Source organism: Roseateles puraquae, assembly GCF_002205845.1.
In the GTDB taxonomy this organism is placed as follows: Bacteria; Pseudomonadota; Gammaproteobacteria; order Burkholderiales; family Burkholderiaceae_C; genus Pelomonas; species Pelomonas puraquae.
Map to the genome: position 1 here is coordinate 326,646 of NZ_NISI01000003.1, position 20,422 is coordinate 347,067.

General features: G+C 70.3%; 20 protein-coding genes and 1 pseudogene. 8 read left to right on the forward strand and 13 right to left on the reverse strand.

Annotated elements, in window-relative coordinates; translation table 11 throughout:
• Positions 1 to 77 precede the first annotated feature (77 nt).
• From CDO81_RS11400 to CDO81_RS11420, 5 genes are all read left to right on the forward strand, one after another.
• Positions 78 to 869 (forward strand): tetratricopeptide repeat protein, encoded by a 792-nt coding sequence (locus CDO81_RS11400; protein WP_158218248.1) that lies wholly within the window; start codon positions 78 to 80, stop codon positions 867 to 869.
• Positions 870 to 907: 38 nt separating this feature from the next.
• Positions 908 to 1,825: a LysR substrate-binding domain-containing protein gene (locus CDO81_RS11405; RefSeq protein WP_088483322.1), complete on the forward strand. Its 918-nt coding sequence runs from the start codon at positions 908 to 910 to the stop codon at positions 1,823 to 1,825.
• Positions 1,826 to 1,894: 69 nt separating this feature from the next.
• Positions 1,895 to 3,049 carry an alpha-hydroxy acid oxidase gene (locus CDO81_RS11410; RefSeq protein ID WP_088483323.1) on the forward strand — a complete coding sequence of 385 codons (1,155 nt, stop codon included), beginning with the start codon at positions 1,895 to 1,897 and terminating at the stop codon, positions 3,047 to 3,049.
• Between the two features lie 201 nt (positions 3,050 to 3,250).
• Positions 3,251 to 3,616, forward strand: a complete 366-nt coding sequence (locus CDO81_RS11415) for a YciI family protein (protein WP_088483324.1) — start codon at positions 3,251 to 3,253, stop codon at positions 3,614 to 3,616.
• Positions 3,617 to 3,668: 52 nt separating this feature from the next.
• Positions 3,669 to 4,874 carry an RNA polymerase sigma factor gene (locus CDO81_RS11420; protein ID WP_088483325.1) on the forward strand — a complete coding sequence of 402 codons (1,206 nt, stop codon included), beginning with the start codon at positions 3,669 to 3,671 and terminating at the stop codon, positions 4,872 to 4,874.
• A 28-nt stretch (positions 4,875 to 4,902) separates the two neighbouring features.
• Here CDO81_RS11420 and CDO81_RS11425 read toward each other — a convergent pair whose 3' ends face one another.
• From CDO81_RS11425 to CDO81_RS11440, 4 genes are read right to left on the reverse strand one after another with little or no spacing between them, the layout of a single operon-like run.
• Positions 4,903 to 5,433 carry a GNAT family N-acetyltransferase gene (locus CDO81_RS11425; protein WP_088483326.1) on the reverse strand — a complete coding sequence of 177 codons (531 nt, stop codon included), beginning with the start codon at positions 5,431 to 5,433 and terminating at the stop codon, positions 4,903 to 4,905.
• A gap of 31 nt (positions 5,434 to 5,464) precedes the next feature.
• Positions 5,465 to 6,028: an Lcl domain-containing protein gene (locus CDO81_RS11430; protein WP_088483327.1), complete on the reverse strand. Its 564-nt coding sequence runs from the start codon at positions 6,026 to 6,028 to the stop codon at positions 5,465 to 5,467.
• A gap of 14 nt (positions 6,029 to 6,042) precedes the next feature.
• Positions 6,043 to 7,389, reverse strand: a complete 1,347-nt coding sequence (locus CDO81_RS11435; RefSeq protein WP_088483328.1) for a hypothetical protein — start codon at positions 7,387 to 7,389, stop codon at positions 6,043 to 6,045.
• The gene (locus CDO81_RS11440; RefSeq protein WP_088483329.1) at positions 7,386 to 8,183 is read right to left on the reverse strand and encodes a phosphodiester glycosidase family protein; all 798 of its coding nucleotides are present in this window, start codon (positions 8,181 to 8,183) and stop codon (positions 7,386 to 7,388) included. Before CDO81_RS11440 ends, CDO81_RS11435 begins: the two co-directional genes overlap by 4 nt.
• Before the next feature lie 120 nt (positions 8,184 to 8,303).
• On the opposite strand from CDO81_RS11440, the gene CDO81_RS11445 reads away from it, so the two are divergent.
• Positions 8,304 to 8,876 carry a YceI family protein gene (locus CDO81_RS11445; RefSeq protein WP_088483330.1) on the forward strand — a complete coding sequence of 191 codons (573 nt, stop codon included), beginning with the start codon at positions 8,304 to 8,306 and terminating at the stop codon, positions 8,874 to 8,876.
• 132 nt (positions 8,877 to 9,008) lie between these two features.
• Here CDO81_RS11445 and CDO81_RS11450 read toward each other — a convergent pair whose 3' ends face one another.
• The 7 genes from CDO81_RS11450 to CDO81_RS11480 all read right to left on the reverse strand — a co-directional run bounded on the left by CDO81_RS11450 (position 9,009) and on the right by CDO81_RS11480 (position 17,235).
• Positions 9,009 to 11,195, reverse strand: a complete 2,187-nt coding sequence (locus CDO81_RS11450) for a S46 family peptidase (protein WP_193466496.1) — start codon at positions 11,193 to 11,195, stop codon at positions 9,009 to 9,011.
• 111 nt (positions 11,196 to 11,306) lie between these two features.
• The gene (locus tag CDO81_RS11455) at positions 11,307 to 11,675 is read right to left on the reverse strand and encodes a hypothetical protein (RefSeq protein ID WP_088483331.1); all 369 of its coding nucleotides are present in this window, start codon (positions 11,673 to 11,675) and stop codon (positions 11,307 to 11,309) included.
• Between the two features lie 149 nt (positions 11,676 to 11,824).
• The gene (dcd, locus tag CDO81_RS11460) at positions 11,825 to 12,391 is read right to left on the reverse strand and encodes a dCTP deaminase (protein WP_088483332.1); all 567 of its coding nucleotides are present in this window, start codon (positions 12,389 to 12,391) and stop codon (positions 11,825 to 11,827) included.
• A gap of 12 nt (positions 12,392 to 12,403) precedes the next feature.
• Positions 12,404 to 13,984 carry an ABC transporter substrate-binding protein gene (locus CDO81_RS11465; RefSeq protein WP_088483333.1) on the reverse strand — a complete coding sequence of 527 codons (1,581 nt, stop codon included), beginning with the start codon at positions 13,982 to 13,984 and terminating at the stop codon, positions 12,404 to 12,406.
• Entirely contained in the window at positions 13,981 to 15,999 is a 2,019-nt protein-coding gene (locus CDO81_RS11470; RefSeq protein ID WP_088483334.1) for an amidohydrolase family protein, read from the reverse strand. Before CDO81_RS11470 ends, CDO81_RS11465 begins: the two co-directional genes overlap by 4 nt.
• Positions 16,000 to 16,021: 22 nt before the next feature.
• A complete protein-coding gene (gene rnhA, locus CDO81_RS11475) occupies positions 16,022 to 16,507 on the reverse strand; it encodes a ribonuclease HI (protein WP_088483335.1) in 486 nt (161 codons plus the stop codon).
• Positions 16,504 to 17,235 carry a class I SAM-dependent methyltransferase gene (locus tag CDO81_RS11480; protein WP_088483364.1) on the reverse strand — a complete coding sequence of 244 codons (732 nt, stop codon included), beginning with the start codon at positions 17,233 to 17,235 and terminating at the stop codon, positions 16,504 to 16,506. Before CDO81_RS11480 ends, rnhA begins: the two co-directional genes overlap by 4 nt.
• Before the next feature lie 26 nt (positions 17,236 to 17,261).
• Here CDO81_RS11480 and gloB point away from each other — a divergent pair, with 26 nt between their 5' ends.
• Positions 17,262 to 18,047, forward strand: a complete 786-nt coding sequence (gene gloB / locus CDO81_RS11485; protein ID WP_088483336.1) for a hydroxyacylglutathione hydrolase — start codon at positions 17,262 to 17,264, stop codon at positions 18,045 to 18,047.
• Positions 18,044 to 19,645, forward strand: a complete 1,602-nt coding sequence (locus CDO81_RS11490; RefSeq protein ID WP_088483337.1) for a transglycosylase SLT domain-containing protein — start codon at positions 18,044 to 18,046, stop codon at positions 19,643 to 19,645. Before gloB ends, CDO81_RS11490 begins: the two co-directional genes overlap by 4 nt.
• A gap of 30 nt (positions 19,646 to 19,675) precedes the next feature.
• Here the strand turns inward: CDO81_RS11490 and CDO81_RS11495 are convergent, their stop codons facing one another.
• Positions 19,676 to 20,068, reverse strand: a complete 393-nt coding sequence (locus CDO81_RS11495) for an MAPEG family protein (RefSeq protein WP_088483365.1) — start codon at positions 20,066 to 20,068, stop codon at positions 19,676 to 19,678.
• Positions 20,069 to 20,081: 13 nt separating this feature from the next.
• A pseudogene (locus CDO81_RS29275) lies at positions 20,082 to 20,267 on the reverse strand (toprim domain-containing protein); the annotation flags it as partial.
• Between the last annotated feature and the right edge of the window lie 155 nt (positions 20,268 to 20,422).

Consider the following 20,422-nt stretch of genomic DNA (forward strand, 5'->3'; position numbering starts at 1 on the left):
AGCCCGGCCCCCTCCTGCGGGGTCGGCAAGGCGGCAACAGTCACCGACAATCTAGGGATAGCTGTCGTCTGACCCGGATGAAGTCTCCCGCCGCCTCCGACTCCGTACCGAGCGCTGTAGCGCTCACATCGCCGCCCGTCGACCCGTTCGAGCACGGGCTGGCGCTGTTCCATGCCACGCCGCCCGACTACGCCCGCGCCGTGGGCTGGTTCCGCGCCGCGGCGGAAAGCGGCCACGGCGACGGCATGGCCATGCTCGGCCTGTGCCTGCTGGAGGGCCTGGGTGTGCCGGCCGATGCGGTTCAGGCCCGCGAGTTGTTTCGCAAGTCGGCCGCCCGCCGCAGCGCCATCGGGCGCTTCCAGCTAGGCCGCGTGCTGATGACAGGCCGCGGCGGCCCGGCCGATGAATCCGGTGGGCTCACCGCCTATGTGGCCGCGGCCTCCATGGGACATGCCGAAGCCACGTTCAACCTGGCCAACTGCCTGTTTGCCGGCGTGGGTTGCCTGCCGGACCGCCTGGCGGCCAAGGCCCTGTACCTGCGCGCCCGCAACCTGGGCTGCACCTTGCGCGCCCAAGGCGTGCTGGTGCGCCGCCGCGAGCTGAAGATCGTGCGCGTGCTGGCCCAACGATTTGCCGACCCCAACCGCCTGTTCTTCCTCGTGCAGGAGCGCCAGCAGGAGCTGGCCCTGGTGCACGCCGTCGCCCAGCCCAAGGCGGCTGCGGCGGGGCCGGTTCGCACCGGCAAGCCGCGCCGCCTGCGCAATGCCGGGCGCGTGGCGGCCGGGGTGATGGCCGCCATGGCCGGCACCCTCGGTCAATACCTGCGCCCGTCCTCGCGCGACGCCGGCCCCACCACGCTGAGCTTCTGACGACCGCGGGGGGGGCATGCGGTCGCTAGGATGCCGGCATGCCGCCGCGCCCCATCCGCCTGCCGTCGCTCGACGCCCTGCTCGCCTTCGAGGCGGTGGCGCGCGCCGGCAGCTTCGAGGCTGCTGCCGACGAACTCGCGCTGACGGCCAGTGCGGTTGCCAAGCGCGTGGCCGGCCTGGAGGAGCGGCTGGACCAGCCCCTCTTCCTGCGCCAACCGGCCCGCGGCCTCACGCTCACGCCCGCCGGTCATGAATACCTGCCGCAGGTGCGCCAAGCCCTGGCCCTGCTGCAGGCCATGCCCCTGCACCAGCGCAACCCCGCGGTGCGGGAGCGCCTGCGCGTGAGCTCCACGCCCACGTTCGCGCGGCAATTGCTGGTGCCGGCCCTGCCCGGCTTCACGGCCGCCCACCCGCAGGTCGAGCTGGAGCTGACCCTGTCGGTGCCGCTGCTGGCCGAGGGCGACGCGGGCGCTGACGTCGAGATCCGCCACGGCGCCGTGCCCGAGGACCTGAGCGCCGCGCAAGTGCTGCTGCACGACCGCCTCACACCGCTGGCCGCACCCGCCTTGCTCGCACGCCATGCACCGCTGACTCAGCCCGCCGACCTGCTCAGCCTGCCGCTGCTGCGAACGCCGCTGCAGCCCTGGTCGCCCTGGCTGCGTGCCGCCGGCCTGGCCGACGCCGCCGAACCCGACGAGGGCCCGCGCTTCGTCGACCTCGGCCTCACGCTGGCGGCTGCCCTGGCAGGCCAAGGCGTGGCGCTGGCCCGGCTCAGCCTGGCCCGGCATGAACTGGCCGACGGGCGCCTGGTGCAGCCCTTCCCGCTGACGGTGCCCGCCGAGCGGGCGTACGGCCTGGTCTGCCACCGGCCCAGCCCGGCGGCAGAGGCCTTCGCCGGCTGGCTGCAGGCGCACTGCCGCGCGGTCGAGGCGGAAAACTCTTCCGCCGCCCCCTGAGGTTTTTTCCGGCGCGCGCGGCGCCCGGGCGGCCTAGCATTGCGGCCTGTCACTGCCCAAGCTCGCGCCATGCCCGTCATCACCTGCATCGAAGACCTGCGTCAACTCGCCGAGAAGCGCGTGCCGCGCATGTTCTACGACTACGCCGACTCCGGCTCCTGGACCGAGACGACCTACCGCGCCAACGAAAGCGACTTCCAGGCCATCAAGCTGCGCCAGCGCGTGGCCGTCAACATGGAGGGCCGCAGCACCGCGGTGCAGATGGTGGGCCAGGCCGCGAAGATGCCGGTGGCCATCGCCCCCGTGGGCCTGACCGGCATGCAGCATGCCGACGGCGAGGTCCACGCCGCCCGCGCGGCCGAGAAGTTCGGCATCCCGTTCACGCTGTCCACGATGAGCATCTGCTCCATCGAGGACATCGCGGAGAACACCTCGTCGCCGTTCTGGTTCCAGCTCTACATGATGCGTGACCGCGACGCCATGGCCCGCATGATCCAGCGCTGCAAGGCGGCCAAGTGCTCGGCCCTGGTGTTGACGCTGGACCTGCAGGTGATCGGCCAGCGCCACAAGGACCTGAAGAACGGCCTGACCGCCCCGCCGCGGCCCACCGTGCGCAACATCCTGAACCTCATGACCAAGCCGCGCTGGTGCCTGGGCATGGCCGGCACGCGCCGCCACACCTTCCGCAACCTCGTGGGCCATGTGAAGGGCGTGAGTGACATGCGGTCCCTGTCGGCCTGGACGAACGAGCAGTTCGACCCGCGCCTGTCCTGGGCCGACATCGCGTGGGTGAAGGAACAGTGGGGCGGCAAGCTCATCCTCAAGGGCATCATGGACGTCGAAGACGCGCGCCTAGCCGTGAAGGCGGGGGCCGATGCCCTCGTCGTCAGCAACCACGGTGGCCGCCAGCTCGACGGCGCGCCCAGCAGCGTCCACGCCCTGCCCGCCATCGTGGCGGAGGTGGGGTCGCAGATCGAAGTCTGGATGGACGGCGGCATCCGCTCGGGCCAGGACGTGCTCAAGGCCTGGGCCCTGGGCGCACGCGGCACCATGATCGGCCGCGCGATGGTCTATGGCCTGGGGGCGATGGGCGAGGACGGCGTGACCAAGGCACTGCAGATCCTGCACAAGGAGCTCGACGTGACCATGGCCTTCTGCGGCCACACCCAGCTGGCGAACGTGACACGCGACATCCTCGTGCCCGGGACCTACCCGACTGCCTGAGCGACGCCCCCGCGTCAGGCGGGCCCCATCCGGGAGAGCGTCCTTGCGCGCCGGGAGGCGCGCGGGCGGCGGTGCATGCGGCCCGAGGCCGAGGTGCGGCGTATATTTTTTGATGCCGCTGTCGATTCGGCGCTCCGCCGCGCATCACCCTGTCAGGAACGCGCACGGTGCGCGGGCCGCCAAGGAGCCAAGGAGAACCGCATGCAATTCATGATCGCCTTCAAAGAGACCACCACCGAAGTCGCCCGCCGCGACGACCCCGCCGCCGCGCCCGCCTATTGGGGCGCGTGGGGTGCCTACATCGGGGCCCTGCAGCAAAGCGGCATCGTGGTCAGCGGCAACGGCCTGCAGCCGCCGCGCACGGCCACCCACGTGCGCGTGGAAGGCGGCAAACGCCAGGTGCAGGACGGCCCGTTTGCAGACACGCACGAGCACCTGGGTGGCTACTTCATCGTCGAAACGGCCAGCCTGGACGAGGCCTTGGAATGGGCAGCGCGCGCCCCCTGCGCCTCGGCGGGCAGCGTCGAAGTGCGGCCGGTGCTGCCGCCGATGAACGCGGCGGCATGAAGACGGCCCGGGGTCGCCGCGCGGCGGCGAGCCGCCGCCGGACTGTGCGCCTGTGAAGGACGTCGCAGCCGCGGCGGCGGCCGAGCGTGTCGCCCGAGAAAGCTATGGCCGCCTCGTGGCGCGCCTGGCATGGCAATGGCGGGACCTTGCCGCGGCGGAGGATGCGCTGGCCGAGGCCTTCGCCGCCGCGCTGCGTCACTGGCCCGAACAGGGGGTGCCCGAAGCACCCGAGGCCTGGCTGGCCGCCGCAGCCCAGCGCCGCCTGCTGCACCACGCCCGGCACACCCGACTCACGCAGGACCCGCGCGTCACCGCGCTGCTCGACGATGCCGAGCTCGAGGCACCCGAACGCGAGGCCGTGCCCGACGCGCGGTTGCAGCTGATGTTCGTCTGCGCTCATCCGGCCATCGCGGCCAACGTCCATGCGCCGCTGATGCTGCAGGCCGTCCTCGGGCTGGACGCCAAAGTCATCGCCAGCGCCTTCCTCGTCTCGCCCACGGCGATGGCTCAGCGCCTGGTGCGCGGCAAGGCCAGGATCCGCGATGCCGGCTTGCGCTTCGAGGCCCCGGAGGCCCGTGAGTTGCCCGCGCGCCTGGCAGCGGTGCTGGAGGCCATCTATGCCGCCTACACCCTGGGCCGCCATACGCTGGACAGCCCGGCTGACGACCTGCGCGAGGAAGCCCTCTTCCTGGCCCGCCTGACCACGCAGCTGCTGCCCGGCCAGGCCGAAGCCTGGGGGCTGCTGGCCCTGCTGTTGCACGCCGAGGCACGCCGCGGCGCCCAGTTCGACGCCGCTGGGCGCTTCGTGCCGCTGCAGGCGCAGGACCCGGCGGGCTGGCGCGGCGACCTGATCCAGGAAGCGGAGTCAGCGCTCTGGACAGCCGCCGGCCTTCGCCAGCCGGGCCCGTTCCAGATCGAGGCCGCCATCCAGTCGGCCCATGCCCAGCGTCGCGCCACGGGGCAGACACCCTGGCGCGCCATCGCGCAGCTGTACGCCGTGCTGGTGGAGCACCATGCCAACCTTGGCGCGCGCGTTGGCCAGGCGGTGGCCCTGGCCGAGGCTGGCGAGGCGGACGCCGCCCTGGCGCTGCTGGACGCCCTGCCGCCAGAGGCCGCCCGCTACGCCCCTTTCTGGGTGGCGCGGGCCCATGTGCTCGGCTTGATCGGCGGGCCTGGCCGGCAAGCCGCCCTGCAGCGCGCCATCGGCCTGACCGATGATCCGCGGCTGCGCGATTTCCTGGTCGCTCAGCTGCCCTGAAGCCCAGGGCTACCCAGACGGTTCAGCCTCACGCCATGTGATCCGCCCGGCACTCGAAGTGCAGCCGGTCGTGCCACACACCCCCGAGCAGAAAACTCCGTGTGGAACGGCCGAACTCCCGAAACCCGTTGCGCTGCAGCACTTTGATGGAGGCCTCGTTGCCCACCCGCGCCACCGCCTCCAGCCGGACCAGGCCGAGCTCCCCGAAGGCCTTGGCCAACACCTGGCGCACGGCCTGCGTCGCATAGCCTCGCCCGCCGGCCGACTCGGCCATGCGGTAACCGAGTTCGGCCATCTGGAAATGCGTGCGGCGAACGCCCACGAGGTTCACTCGCCCGACGAGTTCACCTGCATCGTTGCGCACCAGGAACTGGTAGCCCTTGTCCTGCGCGGCCTCTTGCAGCGCCACCTCGATGGCCTGGCGCACGCCATCGGCCGAGTAGTAGGCCGGCGGGCGCGCATTGATGCGGGCTTCGAAGTAGGCGCGGTTGTCGGTCTCGAAGCGCAGGAGTTCGTCGGCGATGTCGAGGCTGGGCGGGATCAGGTGGACGGCAGGCATGGTTCGGATTGAACCAGCCTTTCCAACGCCTTCACTTCAGGCTGCGCACCAGGCGCAGCGGCAGCCGCTCCCGGCGCGGCATGTCGCTGCGCGCCTCGCCCGTGCGGGCATCGACGGCCCAGCCGACCTGGGGAACGAGGCGGTCGGTATGGGTCTCGGTGGCGCCCTTTTGCACGTTGCGGTAGGCGTAGGGGTTCACCGCCTCGCTGTCGATGCGCACCGTGCTGCTCCAGTACCAGCCAGCCGGCGCTGCCGGGGCCAGCGTGGCGGCATGGGTCGCATGGGCCAGCCGGTCGCTGAACTGCTTGAGCTCCTGCACCCGCGGCACGCGCCAGCCACGGCCGGACGTCTCGCTGCGGGCCCGGGCCATGGCCAGCGCTTCGGCCAGGGTGAACAGCGCGGGCTCGCCCTGGCAGCCGCGGCCGTCCCAGCGCATGCCCTCCACGCAGCGGGCCCAGGCGTGGCCTGCGGCGGTGTCCAGCAATTCCTGGCCGTCGGGGCTGGGCGTCAGGCTGGGCGGCGCTTCGGCGGCCTGGGCGCCGAGCGGAGCGGCGGTCAACAACAGCACGGCAAGGGCAGCAAGAGCGATGTGCATGCCCCGATGCTGCCTCAGCGCCCGGCTGCCGTCACCAGGGCCAACGCTTCCGCGGGTGTCACCGGGCCAGGGCCAGGCACCTCCACCACCACCAGGTAGCCCGCCAGATCGGCCCGCGTGCCGGCGGCGGCATAGGCCTGCGCGAGGCGCAGGTGCCGGCTGGCCAGCAGGCGGCCCGATGCGGCATCCCAGTCTTCGTTGGCAATCAGGCAGCCCTGCTGGGGCGTGCCGGGGAAGTAGGCGCTGCCGGCGTAGTAGGCCGGGTTGATCGTGGTGCCGTGGATGAGCAGTTCATCGCGCCCGGCGCGCCCGGCCAGCCAGGCTTCCTTGAACGGCGAGTAGCCCTGCCAGCTCGGGGGCAGGAAGCTGTCGTAAAGCGCGGCGCTCCAGTCGGCGGCCGGCTTGCTCTCGACATGCTCGAACTCCGCTGGGCTCGCTTCGATGGGCAACTTGCTCTGCAGATAGGGCGTGGGGCCGATGTTGGGGTTGGTCGCGGTGCCAGCGCCGACGATGGTGAACACGCCCTGCGGCGTGTTGCCGTTGGTGAGGGTGCCCGGCAGGCCGGTGCGAGCCAGCGCCAGTTGCGGCACGGCCAGCAACTGACCGGCGCCCTCTCGCACGAAGCGGCCGTCGGCGCCCCGCACCAGGGCCAGGCCCATGGCCTGCCGGCCGGGGCGCTGCAGGCTGTAGATCACCGCAAAGCCGGGCCGAAGCGGTGCGGCGAGCAGGTCAGCCAGCGGGGGCTGCGGCAAGGCCGGGTCGCGCAGCCGGGCCATCAGTGCGATGAGCCGGGCGTCGTCGGCCCACGATGGGAAACGCTGCTCCATCACCGCTTGCAGGCGCGGCGTGGCGGAGGCATCGGCCTGCAGCACCGTGTAGGCGGCGATTGCGAACGGCTTGCTCGCCGTGAGCTGCGGCAGCAGGGGCCAGAGCAGCGGCGCGGCCTCGCTCGGGTAGAGCGTGTGCGCCGCAGTCAGCACGGCGCGCTGGAACTCGGGGTCGCGGTCCGCCAGCGTTGGCAGCGCCTCAAGCAGCAAGGGGCGCGCGGCGTCGATCTCGGCGTTGTACTGCGCCACCAGGTCGAACAGGCGCGGCAGCGCGCCATCCCGCGCGGGCCCGGCGGGCATGGCCAGCCGCGCGCGGATGTCGGCCAGCGCCGCCTCGCGCAAGGCGCGCTCGCCGTCGGTAGAAGTCGCTGGCCAGCTGAAGTCACCGGGCTGGAGCGCCTGCAGCTCGGCGGCGTTGTAGCGCTTCTCAGGCGCCGGTGCGGGCGGCGTGACCGGCGTGACCTGCGAGAGCGGCGCGCAGGCGGACAGCAGCAGGGCCAGGCCCAGGCTGGGCAGGAGTGGGCGTCGTGTCATCGGGGAAAGAAATGCAGCGCGTTGGCCACGCGGCGCAGCGCGGGCTCGTTGAAGGGGCGCGGCAATCGCGAGCTGCCGGAGACCAGCAGCGTCGACGAGCCGCCGCCGTCCAGGTTGAAGGCTTGCCAGGCGCCGAGGTCCCGCAGCAACTGGGCCGTCTGCGAGAGCGTCAGCCCGGCCACGTCACCGCGGCGCCCGGCGGCCAGGAGGAGCAGCAGCGTCCGGCCTGAGGCGTCGAGCCCGACGGCCGTGCGCGGATGCGTGCGGGCGCACAGGTAGGCACAGAGGGTGTCGTCCTCGGCAGTGCGGGGCTCACCATCACGCACCAGCCAGGGCGTGCCGCTGACCGCCAGCTGCCAGCCGGGCTCGGGCGTGACGGGTGCCTGCAGCAGGATGACGCAACGCAGCGCGCAGGCCAGCACCGGGTCCGCCACGGCGGGTGCGGGCTGCAGCAGCTCGGGCCAGGGCTGGCCCGCCGACACCGTGAGGCCGCGCGGGCGGAAATCGCGGTCGAAGAAGGAAGCATTGACGCTGGCCAGCGCCCCTTGGCCGCTGGCCATGGCCTCCACGGTCTGCCCGGCTTCGGTGGGTGGCGACAACACCGGCCGCACCTGCGCCAGATCGACTTGCAGGGCCTGCACCTCGCTGCCCGGCCACGGCGACCACGCCCGGTAGCGCAGGCCCGGTGCCAGGGCTTGCCAGCCATCGGTCGGTGCAGGGACGCTGGCGCAGCCGGCCAGCAGCAGGGGCAGCAGCAGCCAGGTGAGGCACAGGCGCAGGAAGGCGGCACGCATGCTGACGATACTAACGGCGCCCTGGGCCCCGGCAAGTGACTTGCCGCGCCGCGCCTGTCGAAACTCGGCCGGTCCGTTCGTCGTCCCTGGGTCCGACCGACTTCCTGAAAGCCCCGCCCGATGAAAGCCCTGCCCCTGCTCCTCGCCGCCCTGACCGCCTCCATCGCCGGCGCCGCCCCGACGACCTACGAGATCGACCCCACGCACACCTATCCCAGCTTCGAAGCCGACCACATGGGCCTGTCCTACTGGCGCGGCAAGCTCAACAAGAACAGCGGGCGCGTCGTCTACGACAAGGCCGATGGCAGTGGCAGCGTGGAGGTGACGATGGACCTCGCCAGCATCGACTTCGGCCTGGACGCGATGAACGCCTGGGCGCGCGGGCCCTACTTCTTCGACCTGGAGAAGAACAGCCCCACGGCCACCTACAAGGGCCGCTTCGAGGGTGCCCACGGCGGCGTGCCCGCGCGTGTGGTGGGCGAGCTGACGCTCAACGGTCGCACCCGCCCGGTCACCCTGGCCGTGCACCAGCTCAAGTGCATGCCGCATCCGATGCTCAAGCGTGACTGGTGCGGTGCCGACGCCTCCGGCAGCTTCAACCGCGAAGACTTCGGCCTCACGGCCGGCAAGGACTACGGCTTCAGGATGGAGGTGGGCCTGCGCATCCAGGTCGAAGCCGTGGCGAAGGAATGATGAAGAACGGCAGCCGAAAGCTGTCGCCTTTGGCTGCCGTCGTCGTATCAAGCAACTGCCGTGGAACCGGCTTTGCCGGGCCACGGGCAGTGCCCCCTTTGAGGGGGCGGCCGTCAGGCCGCAGGGGGTGGGTTACTTCACCTGCATCTCGTCGAGCAGGCGCGTCGTCTTGTCGACGGTGCTCATCTGCCACAGCATGTAGCGCGAATCCAGGCAGATGCTGCGGACCATCCTGGGGTTGAAGTCCCAGTCGGCGATGACCGCGTCCAGCGTGCCGTCGAACAGCAGGCCGACCAGCTCGCCCTTCTTGTTCAGCACCGGCGAGCCGGAGTTGCCGCCGGTGGTGTCCAGCGTGGCCAGGAAGTTGACCGGCACCGAGTCCAGGCCCTTCACGTAGTACTTGCCGAAGTTGCGGGCCTTGATCGCCGCCAGCTGCTCGGCCGGCGCGTTGAACTCGCCGCCAGCTTCATCCGGGCGACGGTGCTTGGCCACGATGCCGCGCAGGGTCGTGAAGGACGTCCAGGTCGTGCCATCGGCGCCGGGCGCGCGGCCTTGCACCTTGCCGTAGCTGATGCGCAGGGTGCCGTTGGCATCGGGGTAGACGGCCTCGCCGCGGCTGGCGTGGTAGTCGATCATGGCCTGCTGCACGCCGGCGTAGGCCTTCTGCAGCTTGCCGGCGAGTTCCTTGTCGCGGTTCTCACGCCTCTCGTCGTCGTCGTGCAGGGCCACGGCGAGCTTGATGAAGGCGTCGTCGCTGGCCTTGAAGGCGGCGGCGTCCTTGTCCAGCCAGGCCATGCGGCTGGTGGTGTCACCCAGCTTGCTGGCGGCATAGAACTTGTCGAGCACGGCGCGCACGGCCGCTTCATCCTGGCCGGCCTTCAGGCCGAAGGCGTCCAGCCAGGCCGCATTGAGCGTGCCGGCCGGTTGGGCCAGGTACTGGGCCAGGAAGTGGGCGACCAGGCGCTTGTCGGTCTGCTCGTCATAGCGGCGATCCAACGACTGCTGGCCGGCGCGCAGGCGTGCCGTGTCACGCTCCTGGTAGCCGGACTTGCGCTCGGCATCGGGCTTGGCGCGCTGCAAGGCCGCCTCGTACAGCTGGCGGGCGGCGTTCAACAACGCAGGCGACGTGAAGCCCATCAGCATCTCGGCGCGGGCGATGGCCTGGCGCTCGGCAATCAGGCTCTCGGTAGCCGCCAGGTCGGCGCCATAGCGTTCGCGGCGCTTGGCGTCGCTGTTCACCCAGGCCTTGAGCTGATCGAAGCCGGCCTGCTTGCGGGCGAGGATGTCGCTGCCGTCATAGCTGGCCTGCTGGCCGGTCAGGTTCTTGTAGTAGTTTTGCAGGCCCTGCATGCGCGAGGCCATCTTGATCTCGCCCTCGCGGCGGCCGGCGGTCTCGGCCTTGATGAGGTCGATGGCCTCGCCCATCAGCTTGGCCTGGGTGGGCTGCTGCCAGCCGAAGGCGAAGTCGACTTCGGTGGGCAGGCGATGGCGGTTGGTGCGGCCGGGGTAGCCGGTCACCATGACGAAGTCGCCTTCGTTCAGCGGGCTGGCCGTGGGCGAGGCCACCTTCAGGAAGTGCTTGGGGGTATAGGGCTTGTTGTCCTTGCTGAAGTCGGCGGGCTTGCCGTCCGGGCCGACGTAGGCGCGGTAGAAGCTGTAGTCGCCCGTGTGGCGCGGCCACATCCAGTTGTCGGCATCGCCGCCGAACAGGCCCACGCCCGTGGCCGGTGCGTGCACCAGGCGCACATCGCGGATCTCCAGCTGCTTGATCAGCTGGTACTGCAGGCCGCCGAAGAAGCTGTAGACGTTGCAGCGGTGGCCCTTGTCCGCCTCGCAGGCCGCCACCAGCTGCTTTTCGGTCGCCTCGATGGCGTCGGTGCGGGCCTTGCCAGTGAGCGCGCGGGTCTTGTCGTTCAGGATCTCGGCGCTGACGTCCTTCATGTCGACCGTCACGTAGATGCGGCTGCCGGGCGCGGCGGGCAGTTCGTCCGCGAGCGTGGTGGCGTAGAAGCCGTTCTTCAGCAGGTCGCGGTCCGGGCGCGAGTTGTACTGGATGCTGCCGTAGGCGCAGTGGTGGTTGGTGACCACCAGGCCCTGCGGCGACACGAAGCTGGCGGTGCAGCCGCCCAGCGACACGACAGCCCCCATCGGGAAGTCGGTGAGCTCCCGGAGCTTGGCCGGGTCCAGCGCCAGGCCGCCGGCCTTCAGGCCTTTGGAGATCTGGGGCAGTTGCTTGGGCATCCACATGCCTTCTTCGGCATGGGCGGAAGTGACGGCCAGGGTGGCCGCGGCCAGCAGGGTGAGGGAGTGACGGATCATGGAGCGGTTGCGCGAATGGGCGAAACCGCAAGCGTACCCCGGGAGACGGGGTGGTCTGGAGTGAGGAAAGGCAGGCTTCGGCTTCGGGCAAGCCCTGGGGTCAGCCCGTCGTCAGTGGGCCAGGCCGATCCATTCGCCGGCTGCCTGGTAGGCCTCGAAGAGGTCCAGGGCCAGGTCACACAGCGCCGGTTGACCGCTGCTGATGCCGTCGGCCAAGCGCTCGTAGGCGTACTGGCGGTCGTACAGCATGCGCGTGGGGTTGATGAGCAGGCCGGCGTCGTTCATCAGCTGGCCGAAACGCAGCAGATCGCCCGTGCTGACCGGGCCGCTCGTGGCACCGGCGACGGTGAGGCCCAGAGCGCGGATGTCTCCCAGGTGCACGCCTTGCGCGATCTTCAGCCCGCTGAAGGCATGGCCCGGATCGCCCAGGCCGCGGGGTTCGTCGGCGGGAACGGGAATCAGGTGCAGCGGGATCAACATGGCGGGCCTCACGGACTTCGGGCGTGTGCCGCCATGGTGCCCACCCCTCGGCCCGGCGATGGCCGGATAAAGGCCGAAAAGCCGGGCCAATCCGCCGCTGATGCGGCTCAAGTCCGGGGCGCCGGGCGCCCTGCCCTTCCCGTCGGCTTTCAGGCCTTGGGCAAGGTCACGCCCACCTGGCCCTGGTACTTGCCGCCGCGGTCCTTGTAGCTGACCTCGCAGACCTCGTCGCTCTCGAAGAACAGCACCTGCGCGCAGCCCTCGCCGGCATAGATCTTGGCCGGCAGCGGCGTGGTGTTGCTGAACTCCAGCGTGACGTAGCCCTCCCACTCCGGCTCGAAGGGCGTCACGTTGACGATGATGCCGCAGCGGGCATAGGTGCTCTTGCCCAGGCACACCGTCAGCACATTGCGCGGGATGCGGAAGTACTCCACCGTGCGCGCCAGTGCAAAGCTGTTGGGCGGGATGATGCAGACGTCCTTGTTGACGTCAACGAAGCTGTTCTCGTCGAAGTTCTTGGGGTCCACCACCGTGGAGTGGATGTTGGTGAAGACCTTGAACTCCGGCGCGCAGCGGATGTCGTAACCGTAGCTGCTGGTGCCGTAGCTGACGATCTTGCGGCCGTTCTGCTCGCGGATCTGCCCGGGCTCGAAGGGCTCGATCATGCCGTGCTGCTCGGCCATGCGGCGGATCCACTTGTCGCTCTTGATGCTCATTGTCTTGTCCTCTTACTTCGGCAGAACGCCGTCGAAAAACATGCCGCCGTCCAGTTCCAGCACCAGGCCCTTGACGGTCGCCCGTGCTGGCAGCGCCAGCCGCCCGTGGGCGATGGGCGACCAGGGCAAGTCCTGCATGACGATGCGCTGGGCCTTGGCATAGAGCGCCTTTCGCTCGTCCTGTTTCAGGGTCTGGCGGGCTTCGGCCAGCAGCTTGTCATAGGCCGGGCTGCACCAGAAGTTGCCCACCGCGCCGCAGGCCAGCTGGCCGAAGGTGTTGGCCGGCTCGGGGTCGCTATTCCAGCCGCTCAACGCGGTGTCGTGCTCGCCGGCATCGATGCGGCGCAGGTACTCGCCCCATTCGTAGGTCACGATGCGGGCCGTGACGCCGACCTTGGCCCAGTCGGCCTGGATCATCTGCGCCATGCGCTGGCCGTTCGGGTTGTAGTTGCGCACCACGGGCATGGCCCACAGCGTGAGGTTCAGCGGCAGCACGCCGGCCTTCTCCAGCAAGGCGCGTGCCTTGGCCGGGTCGTAGGGCGTGGGCTTGAGGCTGTCGTCATGCGCCCAGTTGGCCGCGGGCACGAAGCTGCGCGCCAGCGTGCCGGCGTCGCCATAGATGGTGCGCACGATGGCGGCTTTGTCGATGGCCATGTCCAGCGCCTGGCGCACCTCCACCTTGGACAGCGCCGGTCGACGCACGTTGTAGCCCAGGTAGCCGATGTTCATGCCCGGCGCCGTGATGAGCTGGACCGAGCGGTCCTTGGCCAGCTCGGCCAGTTCGGCCGGCCCGACCGGTGCCGCCACGTCGCATTCATCGCGCTTCAGGCGCTGGGCGCGCACGCTGGCGTCGGGCGTGATCGCGTAGACGAGCTGATCAGCGCGCGGCCGCTCGTCCTTGCGCCACCAGCCAGGGTGCTTGACGAAACGCACCACGCTGTCAGCGCGAAAGCTTTTGAGCTGGAAGGGCCCGGTGCCGACGGGCAATTGCGCGATGCGCTGCGGGGTGCCCGCCTTCAGCAGCTGCTCCCCCAGCTCCGCGGACTGGATCATCGTGAAGGTGAAGCTCAGCGCCGACAGGAAGGATGCATCCCGCTGCGCCAGCGTGAGCCGCACCTCGTAGGGCCCGAGCTTCTCGACCGAACGGATCAGCTTGTCCCAGCCGAACGACACCACGTAGGGCGACACGTTCGGGAACGCCTTGGCGTAGGCGCCGCCCAGGCCTTCAGGCCGGTTGAGCAGTCGCCCGAAGGTAAAGAGCACATCGTCGGCATTGAACTCGCGCGTCGGCTTGAAGCCCTCCACCGTCTGCCAGGTCACGCCGCGGCGCAGGGTCAGCGTGTAGGCCAGCCCGTCGGGGCTGATGCTCCATGCGGTGGCCAGGCCGGGGATGAGTTGGTCAGTGCCGCGCTTGACCTCGATGAGTGTGTCGAACACCGGCTGGTGGGCGACATGGTCGACATAGCTGTCGGTCATCGCCGGGTCGAAGGTCTTGGGGCTGCCGGCGGCGCAGAAGCGCAGCGTCGCCTGGGCCTGCACGAGCAGCGGCCAGGCGAGCAAGCCAGCGGTGAGGCCAACAAGGAAGCGCTTCATTTCAGAATCTCCGCCGCGGGCACGAAGGGCAGGATGCCCATGGACTGGTACAGCGCGGCGGGGGACAGTGCGCGGTTCTGGCTGCCCTGGGCCTGCAGTACCAGCGACACGCGGCGTACCGCGCGGATGTCGGCCACCGGGTCGCCATCCACCAGCACCAGGTCGGCGCGCTTGCCCACGCTGATGCTGCCGATCTCGGCCAGCCGGTCGCTGTGCTTGGCGCCATTCCAGGTCGCGATCTTGAGCGCCTGCGCCGCCGGGATGCCGGCCTGCACATACAGCTCCATCTCGCGGTGCATCGCAAAGCCCGGCGTGGCGTCGGTGCCCGCCACCAGCGGGATACCCGCGACATGCATGCGGCGCAGCAGGTCCATCATCACGCGCCAGCTCGCGCCCCAGCGGCGTGCCTTGGCATCGTCCAGGTCGACCTCGGCCGCCAGCAGGCCGCGCTGCACGACGGCCGGCAGGTTGGCGGCCACCATCGCATAGCTCGGGTTGGGCAGGCCCTGGCGCTGCGTGTACTGCGCCTCGAAGGCCACCATGGTCGGGTCGACCACCGTGCCCTTGCGGCGCAGCAGGGCCAGGAAGTCCTGGGTGCGGCGGTCGTTGAGCTTGAGGTCGGCCGCCTTGTCGCCGGGCAGGTTGAAGCGCAGCAGCGTGCGGGTGTCGTCGCCCTTGCCGACCAGGAAGTTGAGCGTCACCTGGTTGATGTGATGCAGCTCATCAAAGCCCGCCTCCACCGCCTGGCGGGCTGTCATGAACGCCGGCACATGGCCGCCGGTGCGCAGGCCGAGGGCCCGCGCATGCGCCACCATCGGCTTGACCCACTCGGGGCGGATGGAGTTGTAGAGCTTGAGCTGGCGATAGCCGTGGGCGGCATACCAGTCGATCGCGGCCAGCGCATCGGGCAGGTTGTCGGGCACGAAATCGGCCTGGGACGAGAACGGGCTCTTGCCTTCAATGAATCCGTTGGCCGCCACGCGCGGCCCGAGCAGCTCGCCCCGGTCGATGCGCCCCCGCAGCTCGGCCAGGTCGGCATTGCTGTTGCCCACGTCGCGCACAGCGGTCACCCCAGCGGCGAGATCGAGCAGCAGCGCGCCGGGTTCGAGGTGGGCATGCATGTCGACCAAGCCCGGCAGCAGAGTTCGCCCCTGCCCCGAGATGCGCTGGCTGGGGCCGGCATTGCCGATGCTGCCCGGCTTGACGACCGCCGCGATGCGGCCCTCGTACAGGTAGACATCGGACGGCCCGCGCACCACAGCCGCTTCGGCGTCGAACCAGCGCACGCCCTCGATGACCGTCAGACCGGGCAAGACCTGGGGCAGGGTCTGGGCCAAGCGCTCCAGGCGCGCCCGCTGGGCCGCCTTCTGCACCTCGCCGAGGCGGTCGACCTCGGCTTCAAAGCCTTGCAGCAAGGTGCCGCCCCAGCCCGGTGAGACCTGGGCGAAGAGGCTGTGGTCGTCCTCGCGCAGCCACAGGTAGCTCGGGCCGAGGTCCAGCCCTTCGAGGGCATACAGGCCGACCTCGAAGCTCGCGCCAGCGGGCCGCAGCGTCTGCAGGCGCTCGATGCTGACCTGCCCTACCGGCAGCGCCTCAGCTTTTCGGCCCGGGCGCTGCAGCACGGTCTGGGCCAGCTTGCCCGCCCACGCCGGGCTGGCCTGCACGGGCAAGTAGACGAGGTCTCGCCCCGCCCCCGGGCGCTCGCCACGGTCAACCGGTGAGCGCCAGCTCGCCCGGCCGTCGGCCCAGTCGTAGCGGTCGTCGATGCGCGCGCCATACGTCGACACGCCCTCCGTGCGGTACCCCAACCAGCTGCCATCGGGGGCCAGCGTCAGCGTTTCCTTCTGGTCGGGGCCGCGGCCGTTGTCGCGGTAACGGTAGTCGACGTCCAGCCGCCCCGCCACCTCGGCGGCCTTCAGGTGCCCGCATGCCGTCTTCACGCACAACACGGTGTAGGTCTGCGCCTGGGCGGCCGAGGCCAGCAGCAGGGCAATCAGCGGGGGCAGCAGCTTCATCGATCCGCCTTCGGCGTGAGGTTCAGGTGCCGCGCACTTTACTGATGGAGGCGACGCCCTTGTTGGCCAGCATGTCGGCCCGCTCGTTGCCCGGGTCACCAGCATGGCCCTTCACCCAGCGCCACTCCACCTGATGCAGCTTGCGCAACGCATCCAGCCGCTGCCAGAGGTCGGCGTTCTTGACCGGCTTGCCGTCGGCCGTCTTCCAGCCGCGGCGCTGCCAGTTCATGATCCATTCGGTGATGCCCTTGCGCACGTATTCGCTGTCGAGATAGATGACCACGTCGCAGCTGCGCTTGAGCGAGGCCAGGGCCTCGATGGGCGCGGTGAGTTCCATGCGGTTGTTGGTGGTCTCGCGCTCCCCCCCGAACAGCTCCTTGTCGTGCCCGCCGCTGGAGAGCCAGGCCCCCCAGCCGCCGGGGCCTGGGTTGCCCTTGCAGGCGCCATCGGTGTAGATCGTGACCTGGGGCTTCTTGATGGCCAGCGCAGGCGTATTGGGTTCCGTCATCGTTTCTTGTGGTTGTTGTTCAAGGCCACGGCCGGCGCCTTCTTGGCGGCCAGCCGAGAATTCCGCGCCAGGCCGATCATGCGAGTCCCCTGCACCCGCTTGACCGCCTGGATGAAGTACACCGCGCCCAGCACCGGCCACCAGCGCGAGCCGACGTCGTCGATCCAGCGCCAGCGATGCAGCCAGGCTTCGGACCTCATCGGCGGGCGGTAGACGCCGAAGCGGGCAGCCTCCACGTCAAAGCTCAGCAGCTTGAGCCAGTCGCGCAGTCGCCAGTAACCGATGAACTCGCCGTCACGCGGCAGATACGGCTCACCGCGGCGGCGCAGCCGGCCGAGGTTCTGGCGCAGGCCCCAGAGGCTGGCCGGGTTGAGGCCGAACACGATCAGCCGGCCTTCGGGGCGCAACACCCGCTCCACCTCGCGCAGTAGCGCGTGGGCATCGCAGGCCAGCTCCAGCGCATGCGGCAACAGCACCAAGTCCAGGCTCGCACTCTCGAAGGGCAGCGCGTCGAACTCGCAGATCACGTCGCGCCCGGCCAGCCAGCGGTGGGGCATGCGGTTGGCCTGCAGGCCGTCCAGCTCCGGCAGGCCGAGCTGCAGCGCATGAAAGCCGAACAGGTCGACCACGGCAGCATCCACCTGGGCCTGTTCCCAGGCCAGCAGGTGACGGCCCGGGGGCGTCTGCAGCCAGGCTGCCAAATCTATACTCGGCGCTTTCTCTGTCATGGGTTGGCGCCACATTGACGCTCAGTTTGACGCTCACGCCTGTCCCGGCATTCGACGACAACTACCTCTGGCTGCTCGACAACGGCCGTGAGGCCCTCGTCGTCGATCCCGGTGATGCCGCGCCGGTGCTGGCGGCCCTGGATGCCCGGGGCCTGACGCTCGCCGGCATTCTATTGACCCACCACCACGGCGATCACGTCGGCGGCGTTGACGCGCTGCGCGCGCACCTGCGCGGGCCCGTTTACGGTCCCGCCTGCGAGAAGCTGCCCGAGCCCGTGACCCGCCTGCGCGGCGGCGATGTGATCGAGCTGCTGGGCCTGCACCTGGCCGTGCTGGACGTGCCCGGCCACACGGCCGGCCACATCGCCTACTTCGCCGCCGAGGTGCCAGGGGGCGACCCGCTGCTGTTCTGCGGCGACACCCTGTTCAGCGCCGGCTGCGGCCGCCTCTTCGAGGGCACGCCCGCGCAGATGCACGCCTCGCTGCAGTCGCTCGCGGCCCTGCCGGGCGCTACGCGGGTGTGCTGCGCCCACGAGTACACCCTGTCCAACCTGCGTTTCGCGCGCGAGGTCGACCCCGGCAATGCCGCACTCGCCGCCCACACCGCGTGGTGCGAAGCCGAGCGCGCCGCCGGCCGCCCCACCCTGCCGGTGCCCCTGGGCACCGAACGACGCATCAACCCATTCCTGCGCTGCACCGAGCCCGCCCTGCGCGACGCGGCCCGGCGGCACGCCCCCCTAAAGCTTGCGGCCGCGCCCAGCCCGGTCGAGGTGTTTGCCACGCTGCGCGAATGGAAGAACGGATTCCGATGACCCTGCTCCACAGCCTCCACCGCCTCACCCCCCTGGCGCTGGCCGTCCTGCTCACGGCTTGCGCCACCACCGCACCGCCGCAGCCGTCTGCCGCGCCCGCCACACCCGAACCCACCGTCGCCCCTGAAGCGGCTGCGCCCGCGCCCGCCATGGCGGCGGCACCGCAAGCGCGCACGATGGGCGCTGAACTGCTGGAAGACAGCCTGCGCCCCGGCGAAAAGGTGGACCTGGACGCCCCCGACCTCAACGTCGACCTCTGGGCCCGTGTGCGCAAGGGCTTCCAGCTGCCCGACCTGGACGATGACTGGGTCCGCAAGGCCGAGACCTGGTACAGCACCCGGCCCGACTACGTCGAGCGCATGACCACGCGCGGCAGCCGCTACCTCTTCCACATCGTCGAGGAGGTCGAGAAGCGCGGCATGCCGACCGAGCTGGCGCTGCTGCCCTTCATCGAAAGCGCCTTCGTCACGCATGCGGTGTCGTCTGCCAAGGCCACGGGCATGTGGCAGTTCATGCCCGCCACCGGCCGCGACTTCGACCTGAAGCAGAACATCTTCCGCGACGACCGCCGCGACGTGCTGGCCTCCACCCGCGCGGCGCTGGACTACCTCGGCCGCCTGTACAAGCAGTTCGGCGACTGGCACCTCGCGCTGGCCGCCTACAACTGGGGCCAGGGCAATGTGCAGAAGGCCATCGCGCGCAACCAGCGCCTCGGCCTGCCGACCGACTACGCCAGCCTGAAGATGCCGGACGAGACGCGCTACTACGTGCCCAAGCTGCAGGCGGTGAAGAACATCGTCTTCGCGCCCGAACGCTTTGCGCTGAGCCTGCCGCCGGTGGCCAACCACCCCTACTTCCTGACGGTGAAGGTGGAACGCGACATCGACGTCGCCCTCGCCGCCCAGCTCGCCGGCATCTCGCTGGAGACCTTCCAGCAGTTCAACCCGCAGATGAACAAGCCGGTCATCCTGGCCGCGGCCACACCTCAGGTGCTGCTGCCCTACGACCAGGCCAGCGCCTTCGCCGAGAACCTGGCGCGGCACAACGGCCCCATGGCCAGCTGGACGGCCTGGGTCGTGCCCAAGACCATGAGCCCTGCCGATGCCGCCAAGCGCACCGGCATGCCCGAGGCGCTGCTGCGCGAGATCAACCGCATCCCGCCCAAGATGCTGGTCAAGGCCGGCTCCACGCTGCTGGTGCCGCGCGGCGAGCATGTGCATGACGACGTGTCCGAGCGCCTGGCCGACACCGCCGCGCTCAACCTCGCCCCGGACGCGCCGCCGCAGCGCCGCCTGACCCTGAAGGCCGGCAAGGCTGACACCGTGGCCAGCATTGCGGCGCGCTACAAGGTCAAGGCCGAACAGGTGGCCCAGTGGAACAAGGTGGGCAGCAATGCCCGCTTCAAGCCGGGACAGTCCATCGTGGTCTACAGCGCTGCTCCGCCGGTGGTGGCGAAGTCGTCGACCCCGGCCAAGCCGCGCGCTGCCACCCGCGCCAAGGCGCCGACGCGTACGGCATCGGCCAAGGCTTCCAGCACAGTCGCCAAGGCGGGCAGCGGCAAGGGGCGCAGCAACGTGGTGGCCTCCGCCGCGCCCTGAGCGACGGCGGATGAGCCGGCGCTGACGGGGTCAGCGCACGAAGAACAAGGCCACGCACGCGCCCAGGCCGGTGATCCACACCAGCGAGCGCAGGGAGGCCTTGTCGGCCACGTACAGGCCGATAAAGACCAGGCGGCAGGCGACGAAGGCCACCGCCAGCGCATCGACCGTGGCCTGCGCGGCCTGGTTCTGATGCGCGACGAACAGCCCGGCGATGAACACCGGCAGCGCCTCCCAGCTGTTGGCCTGCGCGGCATTCGCCCGCGCCTGCCAGCCCTGCAGGCCGGCCAGCCATTCGCGCGGCTGGTGGTTGTCGAAACCGCCATCGCGGCGGCGTTTGCCGAAGCCCTTGGACTTGGCCAGGCCCGCGCAGCCGATGGGCAGCAGGCAGGCGACGAGCAGGCAGAGCTGGGCGAGGGTCATCATTACTCCGGGTTCATCGACGGTCCGACAGGGCATGCGCGATGGTGCCCAGGTCAACGTATTCCAGTTCACTGCCCACCGGCACACCGCGCGCCAGGCGGGTGGACGTGATGCCGCGCGCCCGCAGGGCCTCGGCCAGCACATGGGCCGTGGCCTCGCCCTCGGCCGTGAAGCTGGTGGCCAGAATCACCTCCTCCACCCCTGCCTCGGCCGCGCGCAGCAGCAGCTCGGCCGCGCCGATCTGCCGGGTGCTGACCCCGACGAGCAGGCAGAGCTGGGCGAGGGTCATCATTACTCCGGGTTCATCGACGGTCCGACAGGGCATGCGCGATGGTGCCCAGGTCAACGTATTCC

Bases quoted from the DNA above. Each gene is read 5' to 3' on its own strand.
- CDO81_RS11435 (WP_088483328.1), bottom strand. From the start codon at position 7,389: ATGACACGACGCCCACTCCTGCCCAGCCTGGGCCTGGCCCTGCTGCTG.
- CDO81_RS11415 (WP_088483324.1), top strand. From the start codon at position 3,251: ATGCAATTCATGATCGCCTTCAAAGAGACCACCACCGAAGTCGCCCGC.
- CDO81_RS11455 (WP_088483331.1), bottom strand. From the start codon at position 11,675: ATGTTGATCCCGCTGCACCTGATTCCCGTTCCCGCCGACGAACCCCGC.
- CDO81_RS11400 (WP_158218248.1), top strand. From the start codon at position 78: ATGAAGTCTCCCGCCGCCTCCGACTCCGTACCGAGCGCTGTAGCGCTC.
- CDO81_RS11450 (WP_193466496.1), bottom strand. From the start codon at position 11,195: ATGATCCGTCACTCCCTCACCCTGCTGGCCGCGGCCACCCTGGCCGTC.
- CDO81_RS11405 (WP_088483322.1), top strand. From the start codon at position 908: ATGCCGCCGCGCCCCATCCGCCTGCCGTCGCTCGACGCCCTGCTCGCC.
- CDO81_RS11430 (WP_088483327.1), bottom strand. From the start codon at position 6,028: ATGCACATCGCTCTTGCTGCCCTTGCCGTGCTGTTGTTGACCGCCGCT.
- CDO81_RS11470 (WP_088483334.1), bottom strand. From the start codon at position 15,999: ATGAAGCTGCTGCCCCCGCTGATTGCCCTGCTGCTGGCCTCGGCCGCC.
- CDO81_RS11480 (WP_088483364.1), bottom strand. From the start codon at position 17,235: ATGACAGAGAAAGCGCCGAGTATAGATTTGGCAGCCTGGCTGCAGACG.
- CDO81_RS11445 (WP_088483330.1), top strand. From the start codon at position 8,304: ATGAAAGCCCTGCCCCTGCTCCTCGCCGCCCTGACCGCCTCCATCGCC.
- rnhA (WP_088483335.1), bottom strand. From the start codon at position 16,507: ATGACGGAACCCAATACGCCTGCGCTGGCCATCAAGAAGCCCCAGGTC.
- CDO81_RS11410 (WP_088483323.1), top strand. From the start codon at position 1,895: ATGCCCGTCATCACCTGCATCGAAGACCTGCGTCAACTCGCCGAGAAG.
- CDO81_RS11495 (WP_088483365.1), bottom strand. From the start codon at position 20,068: ATGACCCTCGCCCAGCTCTGCCTGCTCGTCGCCTGCCTGCTGCCCATC.
- CDO81_RS11490 (WP_088483337.1), top strand. From the start codon at position 18,044: ATGACCCTGCTCCACAGCCTCCACCGCCTCACCCCCCTGGCGCTGGCC.
- CDO81_RS11425 (WP_088483326.1), bottom strand. From the start codon at position 5,433: ATGCCTGCCGTCCACCTGATCCCGCCCAGCCTCGACATCGCCGACGAA.
- CDO81_RS11465 (WP_088483333.1), bottom strand. From the start codon at position 13,984: ATGAAGCGCTTCCTTGTTGGCCTCACCGCTGGCTTGCTCGCCTGGCCG.
- CDO81_RS11440 (WP_088483329.1), bottom strand. From the start codon at position 8,183: ATGCGTGCCGCCTTCCTGCGCCTGTGCCTCACCTGGCTGCTGCTGCCC.
- dcd (WP_088483332.1), bottom strand. From the start codon at position 12,391: ATGAGCATCAAGAGCGACAAGTGGATCCGCCGCATGGCCGAGCAGCAC.